27 protein-coding genes and 1 pseudogene are annotated in these 25,078 nt (G+C 70.8%); 14 read left to right on the top strand and 14 right to left on the bottom strand.

Annotated features, from left to right (window positions below):
* Positions 1-2: 2 nt before the first annotated feature.
* From AB0K34_RS03805 to AB0K34_RS03815, 3 genes are all read right to left on the bottom strand, one after another.
* Positions 3-422, bottom strand: coding sequence for a YciI family protein (locus tag AB0K34_RS03805; RefSeq protein ID WP_138636319.1), 420 nt, complete (start codon positions 420-422; stop codon positions 3-5).
* A gap of 120 nt (positions 423-542) precedes the next feature.
* On the bottom strand, positions 543-1,793 hold the full coding sequence (locus AB0K34_RS03810) for a lipase (RefSeq protein ID WP_205719217.1): 1,251 nt from the start codon (positions 1,791-1,793) through the stop codon (positions 543-545).
* 123 nt (positions 1,794-1,916) lie between these two features.
* A complete protein-coding gene (locus AB0K34_RS03815) occupies positions 1,917-3,284 on the bottom strand; it encodes a carbohydrate-binding protein (protein ID WP_364545141.1) in 1,368 nt (455 codons plus the stop codon).
* Positions 3,285-3,647: 363 nt separating this feature from the next.
* Between AB0K34_RS03815 and AB0K34_RS03820 the strand changes: the two genes are divergently transcribed.
* The 4 genes from AB0K34_RS03820 (at position 3,648) to AB0K34_RS03835 (ending at position 7,258) form a co-directional block, all read left to right on the top strand.
* Positions 3,648-4,649 (top strand): LuxR family transcriptional regulator, encoded by a 1,002-nt coding sequence (locus AB0K34_RS03820; protein ID WP_138636317.1) that lies wholly within the window; start codon positions 3,648-3,650, stop codon positions 4,647-4,649.
* A gap of 74 nt (positions 4,650-4,723) precedes the next feature.
* Positions 4,724-5,254: a nuclear transport factor 2 family protein gene (locus AB0K34_RS03825; protein WP_138636316.1), complete on the top strand. Its 531-nt coding sequence runs from the start codon at positions 4,724-4,726 to the stop codon at positions 5,252-5,254.
* Positions 5,251-6,120 (top strand): LLM class F420-dependent oxidoreductase, encoded by an 870-nt coding sequence (locus AB0K34_RS03830; RefSeq protein WP_138636315.1) that lies wholly within the window; start codon positions 5,251-5,253, stop codon positions 6,118-6,120. The genes AB0K34_RS03825 and AB0K34_RS03830 overlap by 4 nt, the downstream gene beginning before the upstream one ends.
* Positions 6,121-6,220: 100 nt before the next feature.
* Positions 6,221-7,258 carry an NBR1-Ig-like domain-containing protein gene (locus AB0K34_RS03835; protein WP_364545522.1) on the top strand — a complete coding sequence of 346 codons (1,038 nt, stop codon included), beginning with the start codon at positions 6,221-6,223 and terminating at the stop codon, positions 7,256-7,258.
* 53 nt (positions 7,259-7,311) lie between these two features.
* Here the strand turns inward: AB0K34_RS03835 and AB0K34_RS03840 are convergent, their stop codons facing one another.
* The 3 genes from AB0K34_RS03840 to AB0K34_RS03850 form a co-directional block, all read right to left on the bottom strand.
* On the bottom strand, positions 7,312-8,259 hold the full coding sequence (locus AB0K34_RS03840; RefSeq protein ID WP_364545146.1) for a SpoIID/LytB domain-containing protein: 948 nt from the start codon (positions 8,257-8,259) through the stop codon (positions 7,312-7,314).
* A gap of 63 nt (positions 8,260-8,322) precedes the next feature.
* The gene (locus tag AB0K34_RS03845) at positions 8,323-9,210 is read right to left on the bottom strand and encodes a peptidase inhibitor family I36 protein (protein ID WP_301177047.1); all 888 of its coding nucleotides are present in this window, start codon (positions 9,208-9,210) and stop codon (positions 8,323-8,325) included.
* Positions 9,211-9,283: 73 nt separating this feature from the next.
* Positions 9,284-10,129 (bottom strand): peptidoglycan-binding protein, encoded by an 846-nt coding sequence (locus tag AB0K34_RS03850; RefSeq protein ID WP_364545149.1) that lies wholly within the window; start codon positions 10,127-10,129, stop codon positions 9,284-9,286.
* Positions 10,130-10,361: 232 nt separating this feature from the next.
* On the opposite strand from AB0K34_RS03850, the gene AB0K34_RS03855 reads away from it, so the two are divergent.
* From AB0K34_RS03855 to AB0K34_RS03870, 4 genes are read left to right on the top strand one after another with little or no spacing between them, the layout of a single operon-like run.
* A complete protein-coding gene (locus AB0K34_RS03855; protein WP_364545152.1) occupies positions 10,362-11,528 on the top strand; it encodes a cupin domain-containing protein in 1,167 nt (388 codons plus the stop codon).
* Between the two features lie 16 nt (positions 11,529-11,544).
* Positions 11,545-12,375 (top strand): fumarylacetoacetate hydrolase family protein, encoded by an 831-nt coding sequence (locus AB0K34_RS03860; protein ID WP_364545155.1) that lies wholly within the window; start codon positions 11,545-11,547, stop codon positions 12,373-12,375.
* Complete coding sequence (locus AB0K34_RS03865) at positions 12,375-13,004, top strand: maleylpyruvate isomerase family mycothiol-dependent enzyme (protein WP_138639653.1); 630 nt, start codon at positions 12,375-12,377, stop codon at positions 13,002-13,004. Before AB0K34_RS03860 ends, AB0K34_RS03865 begins: the two co-directional genes overlap by 1 nt.
* 59 nt (positions 13,005-13,063) lie before the next feature.
* On the top strand, positions 13,064-14,332 hold the full coding sequence (locus AB0K34_RS03870; protein ID WP_171069283.1) for an FAD-dependent oxidoreductase: 1,269 nt from the start codon (positions 13,064-13,066) through the stop codon (positions 14,330-14,332).
* On the opposite strand, the gene AB0K34_RS03875 is transcribed toward AB0K34_RS03870, so the two are convergent.
* From AB0K34_RS03875 to AB0K34_RS03885, 3 genes are read right to left on the bottom strand one after another with little or no spacing between them, the layout of a single operon-like run.
* A complete protein-coding gene (locus tag AB0K34_RS03875) occupies positions 14,313-14,987 on the bottom strand; it encodes a 3-oxoacid CoA-transferase subunit B (RefSeq protein ID WP_138639654.1) in 675 nt (224 codons plus the stop codon). The two genes, AB0K34_RS03870 and AB0K34_RS03875, sit on opposite strands and share 20 nt — an antisense overlap.
* Position 14,988: 1 nt before the next feature.
* Positions 14,989-15,684, bottom strand: coding sequence for a 3-oxoacid CoA-transferase subunit A (locus AB0K34_RS03880; RefSeq protein WP_138639655.1), 696 nt, complete (start codon positions 15,682-15,684; stop codon positions 14,989-14,991).
* The gene (locus AB0K34_RS03885; protein WP_138639656.1) at positions 15,681-16,892 is read right to left on the bottom strand and encodes a thiolase family protein; all 1,212 of its coding nucleotides are present in this window, start codon (positions 16,890-16,892) and stop codon (positions 15,681-15,683) included. Before AB0K34_RS03885 ends, AB0K34_RS03880 begins: the two co-directional genes overlap by 4 nt.
* Before the next feature lie 71 nt (positions 16,893-16,963).
* On the opposite strand from AB0K34_RS03885, the gene AB0K34_RS03890 reads away from it, so the two are divergent.
* On the top strand, positions 16,964-17,869 hold the full coding sequence (locus AB0K34_RS03890) for a LysR substrate-binding domain-containing protein (RefSeq protein ID WP_138639657.1): 906 nt from the start codon (positions 16,964-16,966) through the stop codon (positions 17,867-17,869).
* A gap of 360 nt (positions 17,870-18,229) precedes the next feature.
* On the opposite strand, the gene AB0K34_RS03895 is transcribed toward AB0K34_RS03890, so the two are convergent.
* Together AB0K34_RS03895 and AB0K34_RS03900 are read right to left on the bottom strand one after the other, a co-directional pair.
* Positions 18,230-18,562 (bottom strand): hypothetical protein, encoded by a 333-nt coding sequence (locus tag AB0K34_RS03895; RefSeq protein ID WP_138639658.1) that lies wholly within the window; start codon positions 18,560-18,562, stop codon positions 18,230-18,232.
* A gap of 41 nt (positions 18,563-18,603) precedes the next feature.
* Positions 18,604-18,924, bottom strand: a complete 321-nt coding sequence (locus AB0K34_RS03900) for an ATP-binding protein (RefSeq protein ID WP_138639659.1) — start codon at positions 18,922-18,924, stop codon at positions 18,604-18,606.
* Between the two features lie 209 nt (positions 18,925-19,133).
* Between AB0K34_RS03900 and AB0K34_RS03905 the strand changes: the two genes are divergently transcribed.
* Complete coding sequence (locus AB0K34_RS03905) at positions 19,134-19,949, top strand: helix-turn-helix transcriptional regulator (protein ID WP_138639660.1); 816 nt, start codon at positions 19,134-19,136, stop codon at positions 19,947-19,949.
* Positions 19,946-20,140 (top strand): DUF397 domain-containing protein, encoded by a 195-nt coding sequence (locus AB0K34_RS03910; RefSeq protein WP_138639661.1) that lies wholly within the window; start codon positions 19,946-19,948, stop codon positions 20,138-20,140. Before AB0K34_RS03905 ends, AB0K34_RS03910 begins: the two co-directional genes overlap by 4 nt.
* Before the next feature lie 950 nt (positions 20,141-21,090).
* Here the strand turns inward: AB0K34_RS03910 and AB0K34_RS03915 are convergent.
* Positions 21,091-22,176: a tetratricopeptide repeat protein gene (locus tag AB0K34_RS03915; RefSeq protein ID WP_138634392.1), complete on the bottom strand. Its 1,086-nt coding sequence runs from the start codon at positions 22,174-22,176 to the stop codon at positions 21,091-21,093.
* An 85-nt stretch (positions 22,177-22,261) separates the two neighbouring features.
* Here AB0K34_RS03915 and AB0K34_RS03920 point away from each other — a divergent pair.
* From AB0K34_RS03920 to AB0K34_RS03930, 3 genes and pseudogenes are all read left to right on the top strand, one after another.
* Positions 22,262-22,564: pseudogene (locus tag AB0K34_RS03920) on the top strand (DUF6879 family protein); the annotation flags it as partial.
* 37 nt (positions 22,565-22,601) lie between these two features.
* The gene (locus AB0K34_RS03925; protein ID WP_138634389.1) at positions 22,602-22,796 is read left to right on the top strand and encodes a DUF6879 family protein; all 195 of its coding nucleotides are present in this window, start codon (positions 22,602-22,604) and stop codon (positions 22,794-22,796) included.
* Positions 22,797-22,935: 139 nt separating this feature from the next.
* Positions 22,936-23,298: a DUF6082 family protein gene (locus AB0K34_RS03930; protein ID WP_138634387.1), complete on the top strand. Its 363-nt coding sequence runs from the start codon at positions 22,936-22,938 to the stop codon at positions 23,296-23,298.
* 46 nt (positions 23,299-23,344) lie between these two features.
* On the opposite strand, the gene AB0K34_RS03935 is transcribed toward AB0K34_RS03930, so the two are convergent.
* The gene (locus AB0K34_RS03935; protein ID WP_138634384.1) at positions 23,345-23,863 is read right to left on the bottom strand and encodes a hypothetical protein; all 519 of its coding nucleotides are present in this window, start codon (positions 23,861-23,863) and stop codon (positions 23,345-23,347) included.
* A 111-nt stretch (positions 23,864-23,974) separates the two neighbouring features.
* Entirely contained in the window at positions 23,975-25,060 is a 1,086-nt protein-coding gene (locus AB0K34_RS03940) for an alpha/beta hydrolase (protein WP_171068851.1), read from the bottom strand.
* Positions 25,061-25,078 lie beyond the last annotated feature (18 nt).

Genomic DNA, 25,078 nt, shown 5'->3' on the forward strand with positions numbered 1-25,078 from the left:
GGTCAGAGCTGGCCGGTGGACTCGCGCCAGGCCCGCTCCTTCTTGATCCACTCGTTGTCCTGCGGGAACTCGTCGATCGTGGTGACCCGGCGGATCTCGGTCTTGAACCCGGGGCCGGCCAGCGGGGACCGCTTCGCCCACTCGACGGCCTCCTCCTTGGAGGCGACGTTGAGGATGTAGAAGCCGCCGAACAGCTCCTTGGTCTCGCCGTACGGGCCGTCGGTGACGACGGGCGGCTCGGCCGAGTAGTCGACCACCACGCCCTCGGCGGCGTCGTCGAGGCCCTCGGCCGCGACCAGCACCCCGGCCTCGATCATCTCCTGGTTGTAGCGGCCGACGGTCGCGATCATCTCCGTGAAGTCGACGTCGCCCATCTGCGCGAAGCCCTCGTCGGTGGCGCGCATGATCAGCATGTACTTCATCGTTCTGCCTCTCTCTGGCTCGTCCAGGCCCCTTCGGGGGACCCTTTCACTCCTAGGTCGAGTGGAGGCAGCGCGGATCAACACACGCCCCAAAGTTTTTTTTCCGGGACCTTCGGCGAGTCAGTCGATGAACCGGACGTCGGGGTGCCGGGGGGAGGGGCGGTCGAGGATCGGGCGGTGCCTGCCGGACAGCGCCCGGTCGAAGAACGCCGTGATGTAGGCCCGCTTCGACGCGGTCATGCGCGCCGGGTCGACGGTCCCGATGGCGGCGGCGCGGTCCTGCTCGGAGATGTCGAGCGTCTCGTCCAGCTCGGGCATGAAGGACTGGACGTCGGTGTAGGAGTAGTGGCTGGCGGTGGGCACGTTGAGGTCGCGCTTCCAGCCGGTGGAGTTCTCCCAGAACGCGCCCCAGGACGGGGTGGTCCGGTGCGTCTGCGGGTCCCCGCCGGTCGCCGCGCCCATCAGCATGAACGGACGGTCCAGGCCGGTGCGGGCGACCTCGACGAAATCGTCCTTTCCGTACTGCATGGTGCCGTCCATGTTGATGCCGGCGTCCAGGCGCCGGTCGGTGCGCATCGCCTCGGCGGCCTGGATGCCTCCCGCGGAATGCCCGAACATGCCCACCTTCGACAGATCGAGGGTCCGGCCGAGGCCGTGCGGGAGGCGCCGCCCCTCGGCGTCGGGGTTGCGGCCGTTCCGCAGGTCGGCGAGCCGGTCGAGGACGAACCGGGTGTCCTGCACCCGGGTGGCGAGCGCGGTCCGCAGCACCCCGTCCGGCCGCTCGGGGAGGCGCTGGCTCTCCACGCGCCCGCCGGGGAACTCGACCGGGGCCGTCTCGTAGGTGTGGTCCATGGTGACGACCACGTAGCCGCGGCTGACCAGCTCCTCGGCGACGCCCGTGCCGAGCACGCGCGGCACGCCGAAGCCGGGGGAGTAGAGGACGACGGGCCGCGCGCCGCGCCGCGCGTCGGCCGGGGCGGACTCGGCGGCGTGCGTGCGCGCGCCCGCCCAGTCGACGGTCCCCGCCTTGAACACGCCCAGCGCGTCGACCTTGGAGAGCACGTCGGCGACTCCGGGACGCAGGTACGGCGCGGTCCGCCCGGACGGCTTTTCGGCCGGGTACCAGACGCTGACCATCAGCTCGCGGGTCCGGCCGGGGACCCAGGGGTCGGGACGGCCCTCGTCCACCAGGTGCAGTTCCGTGGTGCCGATGGCCTGGTGCGGGCCGGTCGGGCGCGGCAGGGTGAACGTCGCCGGCGCGGCGGCGGCGGTGCGGACGGCGGCGGCGGACGCGCCGCAGGCGGCGAGGGGCAGGGCGAGCGGCAGGACCGCCGCAGCGGTGAGCGCGCGGAGGCTTGGACGTGATCGCATGGTCCCCACCCTCGCGACCGGCGCCCCCCGCGCGTCATGGCCGAAAGCCACTCGTCCCCCCTGCCGGTCGGCAGGGGGGACGAGTGCCCGCCCGCATTCACGGGTGCCGGGTGGCGCTGACGGTCAGACGGCCTGCCACAGAGCCGGCACGTTCGGCGGAGTCCAGCCGGGCTGGGCCTGGTGGGCCTGGATGCAGCGGTAGCTGGCGCCGTTGTAGGTGACGACGTCCCCGGCCTGGTAGACGGTGCCGACGGCCCAGGTGCCGCTCGGCGGGTCGTCCGGCGGGTCGTCGGGCGGGTTGGAGCCGCCGGTGTACAGGGTCAGGCCGTACACCGAGAGCCCCTCGTTCACGGGCTGGAAGAACGTCGTCCCTCCGCTGGAGCAGTTGCCGGAGCCGCCGGACGTCGTGCCCTGCGCCTGCGTGCCGGCGATGAACGAGCCGCCAGAGTCGCCGGGCTCGGCGCACACGTTCGTCTGGGTCACCCCGGAGACGGTGCCCTGCGGGTAGGTGACGCTGGTGTTGAGCACCTGGACGGTGCCGCAGTGCCAGCCGGTCGTGGAACCGGAGCGGCACACCGGCGAACCCGCCTGCGCGACGGTCGAGCCGGTCACGTCGCGGTCCTGGACGGACCCGTAGCCGTTCACCTTCGCGGTCGGGGTCCAGTTGCTGTTCGTCGCCACCCAGGCGTAGTCGTTGCCGGGGAACGACGAGCCCTGGAAGCTGCCCTGCTGGACCTGGTTGTACCCGGTCGTGGTCGTTCCCGGCTGGCCGCAGTGTCCCGCGGTGATGAAGCCGGGCTGGCCGCCGCGGGTGACCGAGAAGCCGATGGAGCAGCGTCCCGAGCCGTTCATGTAGTAGGCGTCGCCTCCGCGCAGGTTGTAGTACGTGCGGGGCTTGATGTCCGACCGCTTCACGGTGACCGAGCCGGCCGGCACCCCGGCCGCCTTCACGAACGCGCGCGCCTCGGCGGGAGCGGAGGTCAGCACCACGACCCGGTTGCCCTGGACGTCCACGTACCAGACGGGGGAGCGGGTCGTGGACGTGTGCGCGGCGGCGCGGTCGAGCCTGGTCTTCACGGCGGTGAGCTCCGCCAGGCTGTGCTCGACGACCTGGGCGCGGGCGCCGCGCGCGGTGATCTCCCGCGCCTCGGCCGCGTCGGTGGTGGCGACGTGCAGCGTCCCTGCGGTCTTGCCGGTGACCCAGCTGCCGGCGAAGCTGCCGCCGAGCTTCAGCCGCAGCTTCCCGGCGGTGACGCCCGTCTCGAACTGGTTGACGAGGGCCTGCTTCGCCTGGGCCGCGGTGAGGCCGAGGTCGCGCTGCATCGCCGCGAGCATGGACGGCGCCACGTCCGCGGCGGTCGCCGCGGAGTAGGGGGCGGGCGTCGGCGGGGCGGCGGGTTCCGGCTGGGCCGCCGCGACGCCCTGGAGGCCGGCGAGGCCGAGGACGCCGGCGGACAGCACGGCGACGCGTCGGCCGCGTCTGTGAGACATGGTCTCTCCTTGGGGGTGGGGGGTGCGGCAAAAGTAGATGATTGCGACGAGCCGGAGAAAGCACTCCCCGGCCGCGTTCTGGCGAGTTGCCGCCGGTGTCTTTTTCCGCCACCGATGCCACTTGCCGGGGCCCGCCGGGCCGGGGCAAGGTCGGAAGACTCCGGTCGAGGCGCGACCGGGGCGCGGGTAGGGAAGATATGCGGCCGGTGCCGGGATCGCGAGCAGGATCTGCGGTTTTCAGGGGCGGCTCCGGCCGCGCGCACGCGCGCGTACTCGTGAGTACGCTCCGGGCGCGGCGAAGCCGGCCGGGGATAAGCCGCAGAAGGGTTGGCCAGTTTGCGTTCCTGCTAGATAATCCGGTCCATGTTCCCGCCGACCGAGACCGGGGAGAATCCATTCGCGACGCTCGGTGTCAGCGTCCGGCAGCAGGCGCTTTACACGGCGCTGCTGCACCATCCGGGCAGCACGCTCGGCGAGCTGGCGGCGCTGTCGGCGGAGCCACCGCCCCGGCTGGCCGGGCTCCTCGCGGAGCTGCAGGCCCTCGGCATGGTCGGCGTCGACCCCGCCCCGGACCCCGTGTACTTCCCGCACCCGCCGGACGCGGTCGTCGAGACGCTGATCCGCCGCCGCGAGGCGGAGTTCATCCGGGCGCGCATCGCGGCCAAGCGGCTCAGCGGCGACCTGCTCACCGCCGAGCAGCGCGCCAACCCCCGGAAACTGGTAGAGATCATCGACGGGGTGGACGCGGTGGTCCAGCGCTACGAGCGGGCGCAGCGCGCCGCGGTCCGGCAGGTGAAGGCCATTGACAAACCGCCCTATGCCGTCGATCCCGCCCAGCCGAACGAGATCGAGCGGGAGCAACTCGCGAACGGCGTGGAATACCGCGCCATTTACACCCCGGACGCCCTCGCGATCCCCGAGCGGCTCGAAATAGCCCGGCAGGACTCCGTTCTCGGGGAACGCGCCCGGCTGCTGGGCAATGCGCCCGCCAAACTCGTCATCGTGGACGACGAAATGGCGCTGATGCCGCTGCGGGACGGCGAACCCGGCACCACCGCGCTGATTCGCCCGTCCACCCTCCTCGATATTCTCATCGGCGTGTTCAATGCCTGCTGGGAGCAGGCCGCCCCGCTGCATTTCGACGAGGACGGGGCCGCCCCGCCCGACGTCTGGCCCCGGCTTTCGGAGGCCGACCGGCACATGCTGACCCTGCTCGCCGCCGGCCTCAAGGACGAGGCCGTCGCCCGCCACACCGGGATGGGCGCGCGCACGGTCAGCCGCCACGTCGCCCGCCTGATGCGCACGCTCAACGCCCGCACCAGGTTCCAGGCGGGGGTGCACGCCGCCCGGCGCGGCCTGCTCTGACCTCCGGCCCCGGGGTCCTGCCCAGCGGGACGCGGGCAGAGCGTCCCGGCCCGGTTGCCGCACACTCGCGGGATATGGACGCCCAGCGCAGCGAATGGTCCGACCGGCAGGAGATCCACGACGTCGTCCTGCGGTACTGCCGCGGCATCGACCGGCTGGACTTCGCGCTCGTCCGGTCGGCGTACCACCCGGACGCCCTCGACCACCACACCGGCTTCGACGGGACGCTGGACGAGTACCTCGCCTGGGTCGAGCCCAAGCTGCGCGCCCGGCGCGGCGGCACGATGCACATCGTCGCCAACCACCTGGTCGAGCTGCTCGGCGACACCGCCATCAGCGAGACGTACGGGACGTCCGTCCACTGGGGCGAGCCCGCCGACGATCCGCGGGCGAACTTCACCAGCGGCGTCCGATTCGTCGACCACATGGCCTGGCGGGACGGGCGGTGGGCGATCGCCGAGCGGTGGGCCGTCCGGGAGTGGACCAGGTCGGACGCCGGCCGGCTGATGCCCAAGGAGGGCGCGGGGCCGTCCGGCAGCAGGGACGGGGACGACCCCTTGATCCGGTTGCGGCGGAGGCTGCGGGGAACGGAGGCAGGCGCGTGAAGGTAGGGATCAGCTCGCCGATCGTGGCGCTGGCGGGCAACCGCCCGGCCTGGGAGGCCGCGGCGGGCACCGCCGAGCTCGTCCGGGTGGCGGAGGCCGCCGACCGGCTCGGCTACGCGTTCATGACCTGCGGGGACCACGTCGCCGTGCCGCCCGGCCTGCACCGCGGGGAGCGCTTCTACGACCCGCTGGCCACGTTCGCGTTCCTGGCGGGCCGGACGCGCCGGCTCCGGTTCCTGCCGTACGTGCTGGTGCTGCCCTTCTACCACCCGCTGGAGATCGCCAAGCGGTACGGGACGCTCGACCACCTGAGCGGCGGGCGGCTGGTCCTCGGGTTCGGGGTCGGGAACCTGAAGGAGGAGTTCGACCTGCTCGGCGTCCCGTTCGAGGACCGGGGGCCGCGCGCCGACGACGCCCTCCGGGCGCTGCGCGCGGCGCTGTCCGGCCGGGTGGTGTCGTACGAGGGGCCGTACTACGCGTTCCAGGACATGGTGGTCGACCCGCACGCCGTCCAGGAGCGGGTGCCGATGTGGATCGGCGGGCACAGCGAGCGCGCCCTGCGCCGCGCGGTCACGCTCGGGGACGGCTGGGCGCCGGCGCCGCAGTCGTTCCGCGGCCCCACCCCGGAGCTGATGCGGCAGATGCTCGACCGGCACGACCTGCCGGACGGCTTCGACGTCCTCCTCACTCCCGGCGAGCGCCTCGACCCGGTCAACGAGCCCGGCCGGGTCGGCGAGATCATCGCGACGGCGGAGAAGGCGGGCGCGACCCACATCAACCTGACGGTCCGGCACGAGTCCCTCGCCCACTACCTGGAGCAGCTGGAGGCGTTCGCCGCCGCCGCCGGTCTCGACGCCGAGACGTGATCCGAGATGTGACCTGAGGCTGACCCGAGGCTGACCCGAGGCCGCGCACTGGAACGTTGAGCCGACCGGCCTACGCTGTTAGCTTCACCGCGTGGACGACATGCGTGCACAGGCGGCGGCGGTCGAGGAATTTGCGGCGGCCCTGCGGGAACTGCGGAAATCGGTCGGCAATCCGCCGTTCCGCGAAATGTCAGCCCGGTCCGGGGCGATCTCGCACACCACCCTGTACGAGGCCGCGAAGGGCAACAGGCTCCCCAGCTGGGGCACCACCGTCGAGTTCGTCAAGGCGTGCGGTGCGGACCCGGCCGAGTACCGCGAACGCTGGGAAGGGGCGAACCGGATCGTCGGCTCGGCGCGGACCGGGCGGCCCGAGGCCGTCGCGGGCACCGCGGCGGGGCGCCCGAACGGGGGAACCGCGGCCCCCGCGAGCGCCCCGGAACGGCATGCCGTCCACATCGCCGTCGACCCGCCGCTCGGCCCGCCCGGTCCGGGCGCGCCGCCCGAGCCGCCGCCGTCCGACGAGAGCGCGCACGACGTCCCGCCGCCCGCCCCCGCGCACCGGGGCCGGTTCCGGCTGACCCGCCCGGTGGCGATCACGCTGGCGGCGGTGGTGGTCGGCCTCGGGACCGTGGTCGTCGTCGTGGTCGCCGTCGACCCGGGCGGCGGCTCCCGGCCGGGCGGGGACGGGCTGAAGCCCGCCGTCGGCGCGTCGAAGGCGGCGCTGTCCCCGGCCGACTGCCCGGTGCACCCGACCAACCCGCCGGCGGCCCCGCCCGTCCACAAGGGCGACCTGGCCGTGTTCATCGCCGACATCACGCTGCCCGACTGCACACGCGTCGGCACCGGCCGGACCGTCGCGAAGGTGTGGCGGTTCAAGAACGCCGGGAAGGTGGCGTGGGAGGGGTACTCGCTGCGGCGCCTCGACCTCCCGCAGCAGGCCGACCAGTGCCAGACCATCTCCGACGTGCCCATCAAGGACACCCGGCCCGGCGCGATGGTCGACATCCGGGCCGACATCACCACACCGCGCAAGCCGGGCCTGTGCTACGTGCGGTTCAAGATGGTGGACGCCTCGGGGAAGGTCGCCTTCCCCGGCAGCCGGCCGGTCAACTTCCAGATCATCGTCGAGGGACGGTAGTTCCCCGCCGCGGCGGGCGCGGCGGGGAACCGGTTCGGGACCGTTCACGGGATTCAGGAGAGGGCGATCCCGCTGTAGTAGGCCTTCAGGATCCGGGCGTAGCCCCAGCCCGCGTTGGCCTTGTCGCGCGAGCCGTACTGCGACATCCAGTCCCCGGTGACCCAGCCGCCGCACGCCGTCGTCGTGGAGCAGTAGTGGGCCTGGAGGATCTTCCCGCTACGGGTCATCTTGGTGCCCCACGTCGCGTCCACCGCGGCGCTCGTCGCCGCCGTCGCGGACCCCGGCTTGTACACCTGGCTCGACGTGGTGTCGTAGACGTCGAAGCACTGGCCGCCCGACGTCTTGCGGGTCGAGTGCAGCGCCCAGTACCAGCCGTAGCTCTTGACGGCCATCGCCCCCGCCTTCAGGGACTCCTGCGGCCAGCTCAGCACCCACTCGTTGGGCAGGACGTTCTTGACGTAGGTCTTGAACGAGACCCGGTCCACCCGGTTGAGCGAGACCCGGTACACCAGGATCGTCGTGGGCAGCTTGCTGTCCGTGCCGTCGGTCTTGCACCCGGTCGGCGGCGGTGTGGAGCTCAGGAACTTGTGCGACGCGTTCTGGTTCTTCAGGCTGGAGTTGAGGTTGCCCTTGGCGCCGGCCTTGAAGTCCTGGTAGGTGCCGCCGTAGTTGCTGTTGTAGTAGACGCGGACGGTCTTGGTGCTGCGGTTCCAGACCGAGGCGGCCTGGTTCTTGATGCACTGGCCCTTGCCGTTGCCCGTCCCCTTGAAGTCGTAGCAGGACGGCTGGCTGGTGCCGTAGTCGGCGATCGACCCGGTGAAGTCCGAGACCGACCCCGCGTTGTCGCTGTTGTAGTAGTAGCAGAACTCGCCGCTCTCGCACACGCCGTTGCGGCTCGCCGCCGAGGCGGGCGACGCCGGGAGCAGCACCGCCCCGCCGACCGCCATCGCGGCGGCCGCCGCGACGACCCGCGGGATCAGCCGCGCCGTTCGTCTTAACACGTTCGCTTCCCCTTCTGGTGAAGGTGCTGGTGAGAGGTGCGGCCGGTGCGGGCCGCGGTCCGGCTAGCGGATGTTGTAGCCCTGGGACTGCCAGAAGGAGGTCGGGTTCGGGTTGTCGAGGTGGGAGTCGTTGACGCTCTTGGCGGCGTGCGTCTGGCGGCCGGGCCGCATCTCGACGTGGGTGTGGGCGCCCGAGCTGGACGACACCCCGCGCCACGCCTCGTCGGCGATGACCTGGCCCTTGCTGATCGACTGGCCCACGGCCAGCGACGACCGCGGCGCGGAGTGCAGGTAGATCACCGTCTTGTTCAGCGACGCGTTGTAGATGGAGATCGTGGACAGCCCGCCGCTGCCATTGGCGCCGCGCGCGATGTAGATGATCTTACCGGCGACCAGGGCGCGGACGTCGGAGCCGACGCTGCGGGCGATGTCGATGCCCTCGTGCCGTCCGGGCGTGGTGGTGTAGCCGTCGAAGCCGCAGGTGATGCGGCCGCCGCTGGCGTTGTAGAGCGCGTACGACATGTTCGTGCGCGACGACGGCGAGAACTGGTGCGAGGCGTTCTGGTTCTTCAGGCTGGAGTTGAGGTTGCCCTTGGCACCGGCCTTGAAGTCCTGGTAGGTGCCGCCGTAGTTGCTGTTGTAGTAGACGCGGACGGTCTTGGTGCTGCGGTTCCAGACCGAGGCGGCCTCGTTCTTGATGCAGAGCCCCTTGCCGTTGCCCGCTCCCTTGAAGTCGTAGCAGGACGGCTGGGTGGTGCCGTAGTCGGCGACCGATCCGGTGAAGTCCGAGACCGATCCGGCGTTGTTGCTGTTGTAGTAGTAGCAGAACTCGCCGCTTTCGCAGACGCCGTTGCGCGCCGCGGCCGAGGCGGGCGCCGCGAGCGCGGCCGCCGTGCCGCCGACCGCCACGGCGGCGGTCGTCAGCGTGAGGATCTTGTTCAGCGTGTTCATAACCTTTCCCTTTCGTTTCGCCTGCTGTTCGCGTTGCCGGGATTGCCGTTCGCGTTGCCGGGATTGAAGAAGGTCAGCTGCGCCGGTACTCCTCCCAGGTACGGATGGTCACCTGCGGCCCGTCGTCCGGGCCGCGGTTCGCGAGCCCGTTGAGGCCGAGGTAGTAGTCACCGGTCTGGTGCTGGGCCTGGGCGGACAGGTCGGTGTCGCTGATGGCGGCGGCGTGGATGTGCCACGGCCAGTCGCCCTGCTGCGGGCTGCGCACCCAGGCCGCGAACCCGACGCGGCGCAGCGCGCGGGCGACCGAGGTGCGGGTGGCGGCGCTCATGCCCTGCACCGAGACGTCCACGACGCCGCCGCCGTCGTGGGTGCCGGCGGAGGTGGGGTCGCCGCCGGGGTTGTAGGAGCCCTGGTCCAGGACGAGCCTGCGGCCGAGCAGCCGCTCCGCCTCGGCCAGCATGTCCCGCGTCCGGGCGTTGACGACGGCGCCGCCGAACGACACCCGGGCGCCGGGCGCGAGGGTCCGGGTGACCGTGAAGCGGCCGGTGCCGAGCTTGGCGAGGGACGTCTTGCCGGGCAGCCCGTTGGCGTCGAGACCGGTGTAGCCGAGCGACTTCTGGTACTTGGCGTAGGCGGCGACGGTCGTGGTGCCGAAGTAGCCGTCCACCCACTGCGCGTCGAGCAGGTTCCGGTCCCGCAGGGCCCGCTCGACGAGGAGGACGCTCGCCTTGGCGCCCGGCGTCAGCGTGTCGTCGGCCCGCCGCGGGTCGATCTGCGCCGCCTTGACCGTGGCCTCCATGTTCACGCTCGGCAGTTCGGCCGCGGCGCCGGCTGGCTCCGCCGCCGACGTCTCCGACACGGTCATGGAGGTGAGCAGCGCGGCCGCCAGAAAGGCGGCGGTGTACGAAGACAACTTCATTTAGTCTCCTGGTTGGGGACGCTGGGAGCGGAACCAACGTCACGGATCGCCCGGGGCGTTCTCAAGAAGATCGTTGTTGTCAGGTTGTTCGCCGGACACATCCGTACAGCGCGTACGCGGATCTGACACGTGGAGCGGCGCCCCGACGGGTCGCGGACGATCTCGCCCGTTCGGAGTTCTGTCAGCCAGAATTTCCTTTTCCTTACAGCGGGCGGGCCGCACGATTGCCGGTATGACCAGCACTCCTGCCGAATCCGTCGCCGCCACCCCGGCGGACTCGCCCGTCCGGTTGCGTGCGGTGGACGCGCCCGGGCAGCCGGACGCCACCCCGGAGCTCGAAGACCTCTACCGCGGCTTCGAGGCCGAGCTGCTCGTGCCGCTGTGGACCGAGATCGGCGACCTGATGCCGGCGCATCCGCGCTCGCGGGCCGTCCCGCACGTGTGGAAGTGGGAGCGGCTGGTCCGGCTCGCCGAGCAGGCCGGCCGGATCGTCCCGGTGGGGCGGGGCGGGGAGCGCCGCGCGATCGCGCTCGCCAACCCGGGGCTCGGCGGCCGCCCGTTCGCCGCGCCGACCCTCTGGGCGGCGATCCAGTACCTGATGCCGGGCGAGGACGCGCCCGAGCACCGGCACACCCAGCACGCGTTCCGCTTCGTCGTCGAGGGCTCCGGCGTGTGGACGGTCGTCGGCGGCGACCCGGTGCCGATGAACCGCGGCGACTTCCTCCCGCAGGCCGGCTGGAACTGGCACGCCCACCACAACGCGACCGACCGGCCGATGGCCTGGATCGACGGGCTCGACATCCCGTTCCAGTACGCCGCCGACGCGCAGTTCTTCGAGTTCGGCCGGGACGAGATCTCCGACGCGGAGCGCACCACGCCCGACCGCTCCCGCGCCGAGCGCCTGTGGGGCCACCCCGGGCTGCGGCCCGTCGGCGTCGCCCACACCACGCCCGGCTCGCCGCTGCTCTCCTACAAGTGGGAGTTCACCGACCGCGCGCTCGCCGACCAGCTCGCGCTGGAGAAGGAGGGGCACGCGGGGACGGTGGAGCCTGGCCACGCCGCCGTGCGCTTCAGCAACCCCGTCGACGGCACCGACGTCCTGCCGACCCTGCGCGCCGAGTTCCACCGGGTGGCGCGGGGCGCGGAGACGGCCCCGGTCCGCGAGACCGGCTCCAGTGTCTACCAGGTCTTCGACGGCTCCGGCACGGTCACGGTCGGCGACCGGACGTGGTCCGTGACGCGCGGGGACCTGTTCGTCGTCCCGTCGTGGGAGCCGTTCTCCGTGGCGTCGGAGGCCGGCGCGTCCGACTCCGATTCCGGGGCCCTCGACCTGTTCCGCTTCTCCGACGCGCCCGTCTTCGAGGCGCTCAAGCTCGACCGAACCGCCCGCGACCTGTGACCGCCAAGGACATCTGATGAAGCTCTCCACGATCCGCACTTCCGGCGGTACCCGCGCCGTCCGCCTCGACGGCAACAAGCTGGTCGACCTGGGGTTCACCGATCTGGGCGCGCTGCTGGCCGAGCCGGACTGGCGGGCGAAGGCAGCCGCCGCCTCCGGCACCGTGTACGACGCCGAGGGAGCGGACTTCGCGCCGGTCGTGCCGGGTCCGTCGAAGGTGATCTGTGTCGGTCATAACTACTCCAACCACATCAAGGAGATGGGGCGGGAGCTGCCCGCGTATCCGACGCTGTTCCCGAAGTTCGCCGACAGCCTGATCGGGGCCAATGACGACATCGTCAAGCCCGGTGAGACCGACGCGCTCGACTGGGAGGTGGAGCTGGCCGTCGTCATCGGGCAGGAGGTCCGCCGCGCCGACGACGCTCAGGCGGAGGCGGCGATCGCCGGGTTCACCGTCATGAACGACGTCTCGGTGCGGGACTGGCAGTTCCGCACGATCGAGTGGACGCAGGGCAAGATCTGGGACTCCTCCACTCCGGTCGGCCCCTACCTGGTCACGCCGGACGAGGTCGGCGGCGTCCGCCCGGCGCTGCGGGTGCGGACGCTGGTGGACGGCTGGGAGATGCAGTCCGACGACACCGGCACGCTGCTGTTCGACCCGGTCTTCCTGGTCAAGTACGTCTCGACGATCGTGCGGCTGCGCCCGGGCGACCTGATCGCCACCGGCACCCCGGCCGGGGTCGGGCACGCCCGCGACCCGAAGGTCTACCTGACCGGCGGCGAGACGGTCGTGACCGAGATCGACGGGCTCGGCGCCTGCACCAACCGCGTCGTCAAGGACGCCTGATGGCGCGCTCGTTCGCCGACGCCCGCCGCTGGGCGCGGGAGGGTACGGCGCTGTTCCTGGGCGCCGCCGCCGGGCTGACCGAGGCGGAGTATGACGCGGCGAGCCTTCTGCCCGGCTGGACCCGCAAGCACCTGGTCGCGCACGTCGCCGCGAACGCCGAGGCGCTCGGCAACCTGGTGCACTGGGCGGCCACGGGCGAGGAGACCCCCATGTACGCCTCGCCGGAGGCGCGCGCGGCCGGGATCGAGCGCGGCAGCCGGATGAGCGGACCGGAGCTGGGCGAGTGGCTGGCCCGGTCCGCCGCGACGCTGCAGGCGTCGATGGACGAGCTGACCGAAGGCCAGTGGCAGTCCGAGGTGGTCACGGCGCAGGGCCGCACCGTGGCCGCGACCGAGGTCCCGTGGATGCGGTCCCGGGAGGTCATGGTCCACGCCGTCGACCTGGACCGCGGCGTCGCCTTCGCCGACCTGCCGGACGACTTCCTGCAAGCCCTCATCACCGACATCACCGCCAAGCGGGGGCTCGACGCCGCCGCCCTGCCGGCCGGACCGCCGCCCGAGGTGGCCGCCTGGCTCGCCGGACGGCCGCACGCCCTCACCGGAGCGCCGCCGCTCGGCCCCTGGCTCTGACACGCCGCGCGATGCGCCCGCCCGACGGCCCGCGACACGCGTCCGAGAAGGAAGAGATCATGACCAACCCTGATGTGCTCGTCGTCGGCGGCGGGATCGGCGGGCTGGGCGCCGCGTACGCGCTGGCCCGCCGGGGCCTCGCGGTCCGGCTGCTGGAGCGGGCCGCCGACTTCGGCGAGGTCGGCGCCGGCATCCAGCTCGCCCCCAACTGCACCCGCATCCTCGACGACTACGGACTGCTGGACGAGGCGAAGGCCCTCGGCGTCGTCCCGGACGCGATGATCATGCGGGACGCGGTCGACGGCGCGGAGCTGACCCGCCTCGACCTGCGCGACCTGGAACGCCGCTACGGCTTCCCGTACCTGGTCATCCACCGCAGCGACCTGCACGCCATGCTGCTGCGCGCCTGCGAGCGCGCCGGCGTCGACCTGCGCACCTCGCAGCAGGTCGTCGGCTACGCCAACACCGGCGGCGGCGCCCGCGTGACCTTGGCGGACGGCCGTGTCGAGGAGGCGCGGGTCGTCATCGCGGCGGACGGGCTGCACTCGGTGGCGCGCAAGCTGCTGTCGGACGACGAGCCGGTCTCCTCCGCGTACGTCGCCTACCGCGGCACGGTGCCGACCTCGCACGGCCGGGCGGCGGACGTCGACCTCAGCGAGGTCGTCGTCTACGTCGGGCCGGGCTGCCACTTCGTCCACTACGGGCTGCGCGGCGGCGAGCTGCTCAACCAGGTCGCCGTCTTCGAGTCGCCCAAGGCCCGCGCCGGCGAGGAGGACTGGGGCACCCCGGACGAGCTGGACGCGGCCTTCGCGCGGACGTGCGACTTCGTCCGCGAGGGCCTGCCCCACATGTGGCGCGACAAGTGGTGGCGGATGTACGACCGCGACCCCATCATGACCTGGGTGGACGGCAACATCGCGCTGCTCGGCGACGCCGCCCACCCGCCGCTCCAGTACATCGCCCAGGGCGCCATCATGGCGATCGAGGACGGCTGGGTGCTCGGCGAGCACGTCGCCCGGCACCTCGCCGCGGACGGGACGGTGGACTGGCCCGCCGTCCTCGCCGCCTACCAGGCCGTCCGGCCCGAGCACTGCCGCCGCGTCCTGACCACGTCGCGCGCCTGGGGCGAGCTGTGGCACCTCGACGGGACGCCGCGGCGGCAGCGGAACGTCCTGCTGCGCGACCGCGACACCCGCGACTACGCGTTCGTGGACTGGCTCTACGGCCCGACCGCGCTCGACCCGTCCGACGAGCCGCCGATGTTCACGACGATCCCGCTCGCCTCGGCGGACGCGGACGCGGGCGCGCTCACGAGCCCGGCCGGCTGACCTCCTTGAGGGGGACGGGGAGGCGGTCGCGCAGCTCGTCGAGCGTGATGCCGAAGGTCTCGCGGACCGCCGCCCCGTCCGGGCCCACGTCGATGACGGCGACGTCGGTGTAGACGCGGCTGACGCAGCCGACGCCGGTCAGCGGGTAGGTGCACTCGGGCACGAGCTTCGACCGGCCCTGCTTGTCGAACAGCGTCATCATCACGAACACCTGCTTGGCGCCGATGGCGAGGTCCATCGCGCCGCCGACCGCCGGGATGGCGTCCGGGGCGCCGGTGTGCCAGTTCGCGAGGTCGCCGGTCGCCGACACCTGGAACGCGCCGAGCACGCACACGTCGAGATGGCCGCCGCGCATCATGGCGAACGAGTCGGCGTGGTGGAAGTAGGACGCCCCGGGAAGCTCGGTCACCGGGACCTTCCCGGCGTTGGTGAGGTCGGGGTCGATCTGCTCGCCGGTCGCGGCGGGGCCCATGTTAAGCATGCCGTTCTCGGTGTGCAGCACGATGCCGGAGTCGGCGGGCAGGTGGTCGGCGACCTTGGTGGGGCGGCCGATGCCGAGGTTGACGTAGGAGCCGGCCGGGATGTCGCGGGCGACGATCGCGGCCATCTCGTCGGGGGACAGGGCCCCCGTGGTGGAAGCCGTGGTGGAAGACATGTCAGCGCGCTCCCTGGACGGTGTAGTGCCGGTCCTCGACCCGCACGACGCGGTCGACGTAGATGCCGGGGGTGACGACCGCCTCCGGGTCGAGTTCGCCCGTGGCGACGACGCCGCCCACCTGCGCGATGGTGGTGGTCGCGGCCGTCGCCATGACGGGGCCGAAGTTGCGGGCGGTCTTGCGGTAGACGAGGTTGCCCATCCCGTCGGCGCGGTGCGCGCTGATCAGCGCCACATCGCCCTTGATCGGGTACTCCAGGACGTACTCGCGGCCGTCGATCGTCCGGGTCTCCTTGCCCTCGGCGAGCGGGGTGCCGACGCCGGTCGGGCAGTAGAAGGCGCCGATGCCCGCGCCGGCCGCGCGCATCCGCTCGGCGAGGTTGCCCTGCGGCACGATCTCCAGGTCGATCCGCCCGGCCCGGTACAGCTCGTCGAAGACGTGGGAGTCGCTCTGCCGGGGGAACGAGCAGATCACCTTGCGGACGCGGCCCGCCTTGAGCAGCGCGGCGAGCCCGACGTCCCCGTTGCCGGCGTTGTTGGACACGATGGTGAGGTCCGTCGCGCCCTGCCGGATCAGCCCGTCGATGAGGTCGAACGGCATGCCGGCGAAGCCGAAGCCGCCGACGAGCACGGTGCTGCCGTCCGCGATGCCGCGCACGGCCTCGTCGACGCTCTCCAGGATCTCCGCCCGGCTCACGCTCCGGCCTCCGTGTTCTCCGTGCCCGTGGTTTCTGTGTCCGTGTTCTCCAGGACGACGGCGAGCCCCTGCCCGACGCCGATGCAGATGGCGGCGACGCCCCAGCGCTCGCGGCGCTCCCGGAGCACCTTCGCGAGCGTGCCGAGGACGCGGGCGCCGCTGGCGCCCAGCGGGTGGCCGATCGCGATCGCGCCGCCCCGCGTGTTGACGATCTCCGGGTCGACGCCCCAGGCGTCGATGCAGATCAGCGACTGCACGGCGAACGCCTCGTTCAACTCGACCGCGCCGACCTGGTCCCAGCCGATCCCGGCGCGCGCGAGGGCGCGGTTCGCCGCCTCGACCGGGGCGTAGCCGAAGTCCTGCGGGTCGAGCGCGAACGCGCCGCGCCCGGCGATGCGCGCGAGCGGGTCGAGGCCGATCCGGTCGGCGGCGCCGGCGGAGCCGAGCAGCAGGGCGGCGGCGCCGTCGCTCAGCGGCGAGGCGTTGCCCGCGGTGATGGTGCCGTCGGCGCGGAAGCTCGGCTTGAGCCCGGCGAGCTTCTCCGGCGTCGAGTCGGCGCGGATGCCCTCGTCCCGCTTCAGGTCGCCGGCGGGGACGACCAGGTCGTCGTAGAAGCCCTCGTCCCAGGCCGCCGCCGCGAGCCGGTGCGAGCGCAGCGCGAACGCGTCCTGCCGCTCCCGGCCGACGCCGTACCGCTCGCGGAGCCCCTCGTTCGCCTCGCCGAGCGAGACCGTCCACTCCTTGGGCATGCGCGGGTTCACCAGCCGCCAGCCGAGCGTGGTCGAGACCGCGGTGAGGTCGCCGGGCGGGAAGCCCTTCGCGGGCTTCGGCAGCACCCAGGGCGCCCGGGTCATCGACTCGACGCCGCCCGCGACGACCACGTCCGCGTCGCCGGACTCGATCGTCCGGGACGCGATCATCGCGGCGTCGAGGCTGGAGCCGCACAGCCGGTTGACGGTCGTGCCGGGCACGCTGGTCGGCAGCCCGGCGAGCAGCGCGGCCATCCGGCCGACGTTGCGGTTCTCCTCGCCCGCGCCGTTCGCGTTGCCCCAGACGACCTCGCCGACGGCGGCCGGGTCCAGCCGGGGCGCCCGGTCCAGCAGCGCGGTGAGCACGCCGGCCGCGAGGTCGTCCGGCCGGACGCCCGCGAGTGCGCCGTTGAACCGGCCGAACGGCGTCCGGACGGCCGAGTAGAGATAGGAGCTCATGCCATCGAGGCTAATGACCTCGCTTGATACAGTGAAGTATCAATATTCGCTCCGATTGAGACGACACACATATGGATCTTCGTCACCTGCGGTACTTCGTCGCCGTCGCCGAGGAACTCCACTTCGGGCGCGCCGCCGAGCGGCTCAACATGGCCCAGCCGCCGCTGTCGCAGGCGATCCGCAGGCTGGAGAGCGAACTCGGCGTCGACCTGCTCCACCGGACGACGCGCAAAGTCGACCTCACCGACGCGGGCCGGGGCTACCTCGCGCGGGCGAGGCGGATCCTCGGCGAGGTGGACGAGGCCGCGCACGAGGCCCGCCGGGTCGCGGCGGGCGCGGTCGGCCACCTGGCGCTCGGCTGCGTGGGCTCGGCGACCTACAGCCTGCTGCCCGCGCTGTCCCGCGGCCTCCGCCGGGAGCTGCCCGGCGTCGACTTCTCCTTCCGCGGCGAGATGCTCGTCCCCGACCAGGCCGCGGCGCTGCGGGCCGGCGAGATCGACGTGGCGCTGCTGCGGCCCCCGATCGCGGATCTGTCGCTCACCGTCCTGCCGCTGCGCCGGGACCGGCTCGTCGTCGCCCTCCCCGACGACCACCCCTTGGCCGCCCTGCGGCAGGTCGAGGTCGCCGACCTGGCGGACGCCGACCTCATCGTGCACTCCGCCGACCGCCGCTCGGTGATGTACGACGTCGTGCTCGGCCTTCTGCGCGACGCGGGCGTGGAGCCCCGGATCCGCCACGAGGTCGGGGAGACGTCCACGCTGGTCACCCTCGTCGCGGGCGGTCTCGGCGCGGCCGTCGTCCCGGAGCCGGTGACCGTCCTCGCCCTGGACGGCGTCACCTTCCGCCCGCTGGTGCGGCCCGCCGTGGACGTCGAACTCGCGATCGCCCACCGCACCGACCGCACGGAACCGCACCTGGCCCGCGCCGTCACCGTCATCCAGCAGATCGTCCGGGACGCGCGGCACGGGGCGAGTTGACCGCCTCGGGTTATGCATGGCATTCATGCTCGGGCATGACGAACATGTGTTTGCCCGATGACCGGTCCGATGGCTTCACTGAGGCACCGACGACCGACCCCGAGGATGCGCCGTGGCGGCGGCGGCCCTGGTGGCCGTTCCGCTGGCCCTTCGCACCCTCCGGCGCCGCGCCGCCCGCCGCTGACCGCCCCATCCCACCCCGACCCGTCCGGAGCGGTTCACAAGACCACATGACCCGGCAACGGCTAAAGCGCAGCGTCGCACGCCGCTGTCTCCTTCCTCGCCAGGCCCCGCGAGCTCCGGCCGAGATCGGCCACGGGTCATCGGCGACCAGTTCGGACCACACGCGGCGCGGGTCCATCACGGACGGATTCCGGCGTGTGCTCCGACCGCGTGTGCGATCGTGTCGGCGACGGCGGCCGGGGCGTCGGCCGCGCCGATGGACTTGCCGGTACCGGCCCAGGTGAAGACCCAGGCGCCGGCGATGAAGTCGGCGCCGATCTCGGTGAACGTGTGGGGCGCTTGGGCGTTGATCACGTGCAGGACGGGCGTGCCGCTGCGCGCGACGATGCCGCACGACATCCCGCCGCGCTCGCGCACGGCCTGATCGAGTGCGGTGAGGAACGAGCGTCGACCGCTCGTGGCCGTCAGGTGGTCGGTGGCCATCTTCGTGCTGCCTCCCGTCGAGGTCATGGCTGGACTGCCGATGCGGATGAGCGCGGACGCGAGGCCCGCTACGGGTGCATCCGCGACCAGACCCATTTGCCGCCGGCCGGGTCGGCGGTGACGCCGCACTTGGCGGACATGGCCTGGACGATGTGCAGACCCCAGCCGCCGTTGTCGTCGAACGCCTCCTCCGACAGGTCGAGGTCGTCGATGGTGAGTTCCTTCACCGGCTTGGCCGCGGGCAGCTCGTGGTCGGCGTCCCAGACGGCGATGATGATCCCGTAGGCGTCCCGGCTGAGCTGGAGACGGATCTCCTCGTCCGGCGTCTGCCGGGCCGCATTGGTGACCAGTTCCGAGACGATGAGAAGCGCGCTGTCGAGAATGTGCAAGTAGTCCCATTTGCGGATTTGTGTGTCCGCGAATGTGCGAGCTTGCCCCACTGCGGAAGGTGTGCCCATAAGGGGCATGATCGGCTCTGCGGTCGCCGTCATCGCCATCGTCCCGTCCTTGCCCGAGATTCCGATTTCCTGTGACAAGGATCAGCGCAGCGTTCTATGTTTTGCCTGTAGTCGCCGAAGTTGAATACAAGGAGGACGCCATGCCGATCGTCCGCGAGCCACTCGATCCCAAGATCTCAATGTGGTACTTCCTGGCCTTCTACCTGCGGTTTTGGAGGGAGAAGGCGGGGCTATCGCTAACCCAGTGCGGGGAGATCATGGGGGTGACGCGGGGGACTGTATCCAACTTTGAGGCGGGGAGGCGGCGCCTTCAGGACGACCATGTTCGAGCGCTCGACCGGCATTTTGGGACCGGTCTTCTATTTCAGCTCTTGCTCTGGTTTGCCCGAATGGCACACGACCCCAACTGGGGAAAGCAGCTCGTCAAGTACGAGCATGAGGCGACCTTGATCAAGACCTACCATGGGCAGGTCATCCCGCTCGCCCTCCAGACCGACGAATACACCTGGGCCTACGTCCAGTCTGGAACGCCGAAGGACTTCGAGGCCGCGATGGAGCGACGCGTTGCTCGGAAAAAATCCTTCTTCGACCGGGGGACGGACGTCGAGATGTGGGCCACTCTCGATGAGAGCGTGCTGGCCCGCGAGGTGGGCAGTCGGGAGGTGCAGAAGGCTCAACTGGAGCACCTGCTCGCCATGGCCGACCTGCCGCAAGTCAGCCTACGCATCATCCCGTTCAAGTCGGGCGCTCACCTGGGTGTCGACGGGTCACTCCAGATCCTCAGCCTGGAGAGCCGCGACATCGCCTATTCGGGTGCCCAGAACGGTGGCCGCTTGATCGAAGCGCCTGGCGAAGTTCGCGAATTGTCGGTTAAGTTCGATCGTATCGGCGCGAAGGCGGCCTCCCTGGAGGACTCGCGCGAGATCATCAAGCGGTACTTGGAGAGCTACGAATGATCGTGCACTGGCGCAAGAGCACCCACAGCGGCGGAGCGGACGACGAGCACTGCGTTGAACTGGGACGTCTTTCGCCGGGGGTCGGGGTCGGCGTGCGGGACAGCAAGGATCCGGACGGGGGACACCTCACCTTGTCCGTTGCGCAGTTCGCCGACCTGATCGAGCAGGTCAAGCGACACGCGTCCCGCTGACCCCCATCCCACCCCGACCCCAGTCCGATGTGGTTCGTCGCGCCTGTTGTGTCTCGTGCGTTGGTGATGCGGGAGGTGCGTCCAGCCCGGGCCGGTCCCGGCCATGGTTCGGCCGTGGCATGTGACGAGTGGATGGGACGCCCTCCGACCGGGACGCCGCCTCGGCCCGGTGTGTGCACGACGGTCCGCATCGGTCGATGGGCACGGTTCCTCTCAAGTATCACCTCAGGTCCCGTCGTTCCCTCCGCCTCAGGCCCGCCACCCGAGCGACCGGTCCGGCTCGCCACCTGGCCGCCGCCTCGGGCAGTCACCTGCACGCCGCACCATGATTACCGCCCGCGCTCTTTCCCCACGAACCTCCTGCCATTGCCGCGCCCGTTAGTAACCTCTAGTCCAGCTTGCGGTAGCAGTTCATCCCCTCGGAACTCGGTGCGAGAATCACCTACTGTGCCCTCAACCTGGAGTGGAGAGGCTACGACAAGGCCGTGGGAAGCCCAACACAGTGCGGGCTTCCAGAGAAGGCTGGGCAAACGGGCTGCCGAGGTGGGGGACAGTCGCACTACAGGCGATTGCCCCGAGATTTGGGAACTGGACAATGGCGACATCGCCGTCATCGGCCGCGACGCCACCGACGCCTACGCCGACCGTGCCTCCCATACGGCGTCACCATAGGGTCGGACGAGCGCCTTGTCGTCATTTCCGGGCGCATGCTCTCCGCGGTCGAGCCGGATATTCGCGATGCTTGACGGCGTCCGTGGCGTTCCAGGGGAAAGCCTCGGGTATGCGGATTATCGCGCGGATCTCGCTCGCGCGTTGGGAGCTCTGCGTGGGGTGCTTTTGCCGTGCGTCGGCGGCCCGGTCCCGTCGAGCGAATTCAGCTTCGACATTCGGCTGTTAGCCGGTGGCTGAATCGTGCTGTACGGGGCGTACCGGAGTGACGTTGGGTACGCTTACGCATCGCCATCAGCGTTTTCCGGGGCATCAGGGCGCTGTAGGCGTGTCCGAGCCTGCGCCGCTGCCTTTACCTCGTCCCGCTTGCCGCCTTGTTCCGCGAATTCGCACGCCGTGGCCAGCTCCTGCCGCACGTATTCGGTGTCGGGATGATCGGCGCCAAGCGACCGCTCGGACCGCCCCAGTGTTTCCTCCAGCCCGTGCAGTGCCTGGACCACACGGTTGCCGATCAACCGGGCCGAGCCGAGGGCGCACGCCGTGCGCAGGGCTCTCGGGTGGTCTGGCCCGAACTTGCGTTCCACATCGGTCAGCTCCGCCTTGAGCGCCTTGATCTCGGCGCGGCCCGGTCCGTCGAGTTGCTCTCGCGCGACGAGACAGTCGTCGAGCGCCCGCCGGGTGTACGGATGGTCCGGGCCAAGCAGCCGGACGAAATGGCGGGTCGTCTGCTGGGCCATAGCCAGCGCCGCCGCCTGCCATCCGACCTCTAGATACACCTCCGCCATCCGCTGGCGCAGTTGGAGCGTCGCGATGTCGTCGGCGGGCAGCGCCGCCTCATGCGCAGCCAGTACCTCCTCATACAGCGGAAGAGCGCGGTCGGCCATGCCGGATTCCCAGTAGCTTTCGGCCTGCTGATAGCGCTCGCCGTGCAGTTCGGGGTGATCGGCCAGCTGAGACGGTGGTTCGGGCCGGGATTTTGCGGCCTCCTCCGCCTCTGTCACGGCGTCCGCCTGGGCCTTGTATTGCGCCGCGAACCAGCCGTCCCTGGTGTTCAGGCCGTATGGGTCATCGGCGCTGAACGGGAACCGGCGACCGATGTAACGCGTGGCTTCGCCGGTCATGGAACGCTTGAGGGTGATGACGCGGAAACGAGCTGCCATCGGCCAGATGGGAATCCACAGGACGCAGAAATACAACCGCTTGACGACCGAACCGCACCGCGGGCAGGGGTCGGCCTCGCCGAAGAGGGTGGTGCCGAACCCGTTGACTGTCGCCGTGCCCGGAGCGGGCCACGCAATGGTCTCGTCCGTGCACTGCTCGCAGAACCGAGGAACGCGGTGCCGGGCATTCCGGTCAGTCGACTTCATGACGCTCCCCGTGGCTCGCTGCTGGTAAGCAATCCGGCGTGCCGCCCCGAGATGGGGGATCTTCAACAATCGCTACGGGATCCATATGAGGGCATTGTGGCACGGGGTGCTCTGTAAGCTCGAACCCTCCCGAATCTTCCGTGAGCCGCGCGATGCCAGTTGGCAGGCGTTCATGACGGGGGACTGGCAGGGCGCCCTCGACCTCCTTGAGAAAGACCGCGACGCCACCCGCGCTGAGGCCCGCAAGAACGCCGCCCAAGGGTTGGAGATCCGCCGCGTCCGCGTGGCCGAACTTCCGGTCGGCCCCTACCGCCAGTGGGAAGTGCACGCGCTGAAACTCCTCGCCGACGGAGGTTTCGGGTTGACCGTCCTCACGTCCGACCAGGTCGCCTCGCTCGAAACCCGCGCCCAGTTGCCCGAGGTGGGTGGTCGTCGGAGATCGCGTCCTCTACGAGGTCCAGTACGAGTCCGACTGGACGCCTTGCGGAGCGCGCCGGATCAACGACCCGAACGTCATCGCCGCGGTGGCCTCCGAGATCAAGGACCTCTACGAACGTGGCGAACCTTTTCTGGACTTCTTCGCACGAGGGGTCGCCCCCCTGCCGGCCCCGGCGGTCTGAGTCAGCGTCCAGGAATGCCCTCACCCCGCCCCGGCCGTCGCGGCGAGGACGCTCAGCATCACCTTCGGCGTGCTGGTGGTCTTGGTGTCATCGGCGCGTCCCCCTGGTTCCTGCGTGCGTTCGACGGGCCGACCACCCGTTGGGAACGCTGAGCTTCATCGGCCAGACCTACGGCGCGGCCTCCGCTCTACTGGCCGTCCTCGCGCTGATCGGCATGGTCGCCACCCTCGCCCTCCAGGCCCACGACACCGGGATCGCCCGCGAGGAGGCACGCCTGCGCGCCGTGTCGCGGGAGATGTTCAGCGCACGCCCAGGCCGCGCCTACTGGCGCGCAGCCCGCGGGCTGCGTCTCGCCATGCCCCAGAACAAAAGGATGCACCGCTTCCACCGGATCCTGGACGAGGAATACCGCCGTGCACCTGAACCCCGTCCGAGCCTCCGCGCCGCCGCCGCAGGTGGGGCGGGGCCTTCGTCGCGCCTTCTACGTCCCGCACGTTCGTGAGGCGCGGGAGGCGCGTCCGCCAACTCGTCACGACCGGCTACCTCGGCTAAGCACGCTCCTCATCGGGATGCCGGAAACACGGTGACGAGACGTCAAGCCCAATGCGCTGCTCAGTCCCTTCACCGGCGATGGGCGCTTCGAGCACGGCCCCGTATCCCTTCTCGGGCGCCGCGACGCGCAACTGCCACGTCCCGCCCGCCGGCCGGTTGAACGCCGTGATCCGCCAGCCCGTGCCCGAAAGACGCTCGCTGAGCCGGGTCAACGCCGCCGTGGCCTCGGCCTCGCTGCGCACGCTCACCCACGTGTTCACCGTCATCATGAAGGGGCTGTAGTCCACGAACCAAGGTTGCAAGTAGGGATTGGTGTCCGGAGGATCCGTCCTCCGGACCTCCTCGCGATCCGCCCCATTTCCGCAAGGCAGTGGATTGATGCCGCCCGTCTTGCTCTCGACCGGACCGCCAAGGCCGAGCCCCTCCTTGATCTGCCCGGCCATCCCATCGACCTTGCCCGCGACCATCCGCGGATGTGCGACCGGCAGTTCATCGTTACCCGGCACCTCGTCCACGCCGCGTCCTCCTCTCCCCACGCCGCAGCTGACAGAAACCCCAGCCAAGAGCACTACCGCGACTACAGTGCAGCGTCGCACGCCACTCTCTCCCTTCTCGACAGGCGCCCGTCAGAAACGGATCTGGGGATCGTTACCAGGGTCCTGGTCGAGCGGCGTCCCCGCCACCACCTTGGCTTGGTTGAGCAGGCTGAGCGTTGGCCCGTTGACAGGGTCGGACGCCCAGTAGTCACTGTGGCCCCGGGTGTCGGTGACGAGCCGCTGGGCCCCGAAACTCTCATCCGATGGCACGATGGGGAATGTTCCGTAGGTGCCTCGCGAGTAGCCGCCGTGCGAACTCCGGCCGAGATCGGCCACGGGGTCGCCGGCGGCCAGTTCGGACCACACGCGGCGCGGGTCCATGTGCAATTCCTGTGCGTTGGGCACTCGCATCCCGGGGCTGCCCGCGACAACGATGTCGTCCACATTGAGGCCGTTGCCGACGCGGGCCGCCTCGCCGATGACCGTGCTGCCGTAACTGTGTCCGACCATGGTCAGATGCCGATGCCCCTCACCCTGTGCGGCTCGGACACCGTTGACGAACTGATCGAGGGCGGGGCCTCCCCGCTCCGCGTACTTTCCGGACGCCGCATCGGTAAAGGAATCCGGGGCGTCATATCCCAGCCATGCGATCGTCGATACTGGTTGACCTCGGGAGAACCGTTGTGTGGTACTCCAGAGATTTTTGATCCGGTCGATATCCCCTCCGGTGAGGGTGTCCAGTTTCGTTGTGGTGCCCGGAACGTAAACTCCGGTGTGCGTTGCTTTGTCCGGATTGCCGAGTGCGAGGATGATCCGCCCGTCGGGCCCTGGTGAAGAATTGCTGACGAACTTTCTCATGTCCGGCGGGATTTTTTCGCCGCCCGGCACGCTGCGGAACGGATCGGGTTTGGGGCCGTAGCCGTCCCAGGGGCCGGCGGTAGTGGTGTCGAGACCGAGCAGGAAGACTTCGGGTCCTCGCTTGGCCGCCGCCAGGCCGTCCAGCGCGTCGATTCGCTGCCGCAGTTTCAGAAGACGGGCCAGGTCGCGCTTCTCGTAAGAACTCAATTGTGCGACCAGGAGAGACCTGGCTTGCAGTTCGTCGATGCGTCTGGTCAGAACGAGGCGGTTGGCGCGATCTCGATCAGGGGCGGGCGGCCCGTCCAACCAGCCGATCACCTGAGGAAACGCCCTAAT

This window comes from Actinomadura sp. NPDC049382 (genome assembly GCF_040677125.1).
Classification (GTDB): domain Bacteria; phylum Actinomycetota; class Actinomycetes; order Streptosporangiales; family Streptosporangiaceae; genus Spirillospora; species Spirillospora geliboluensis.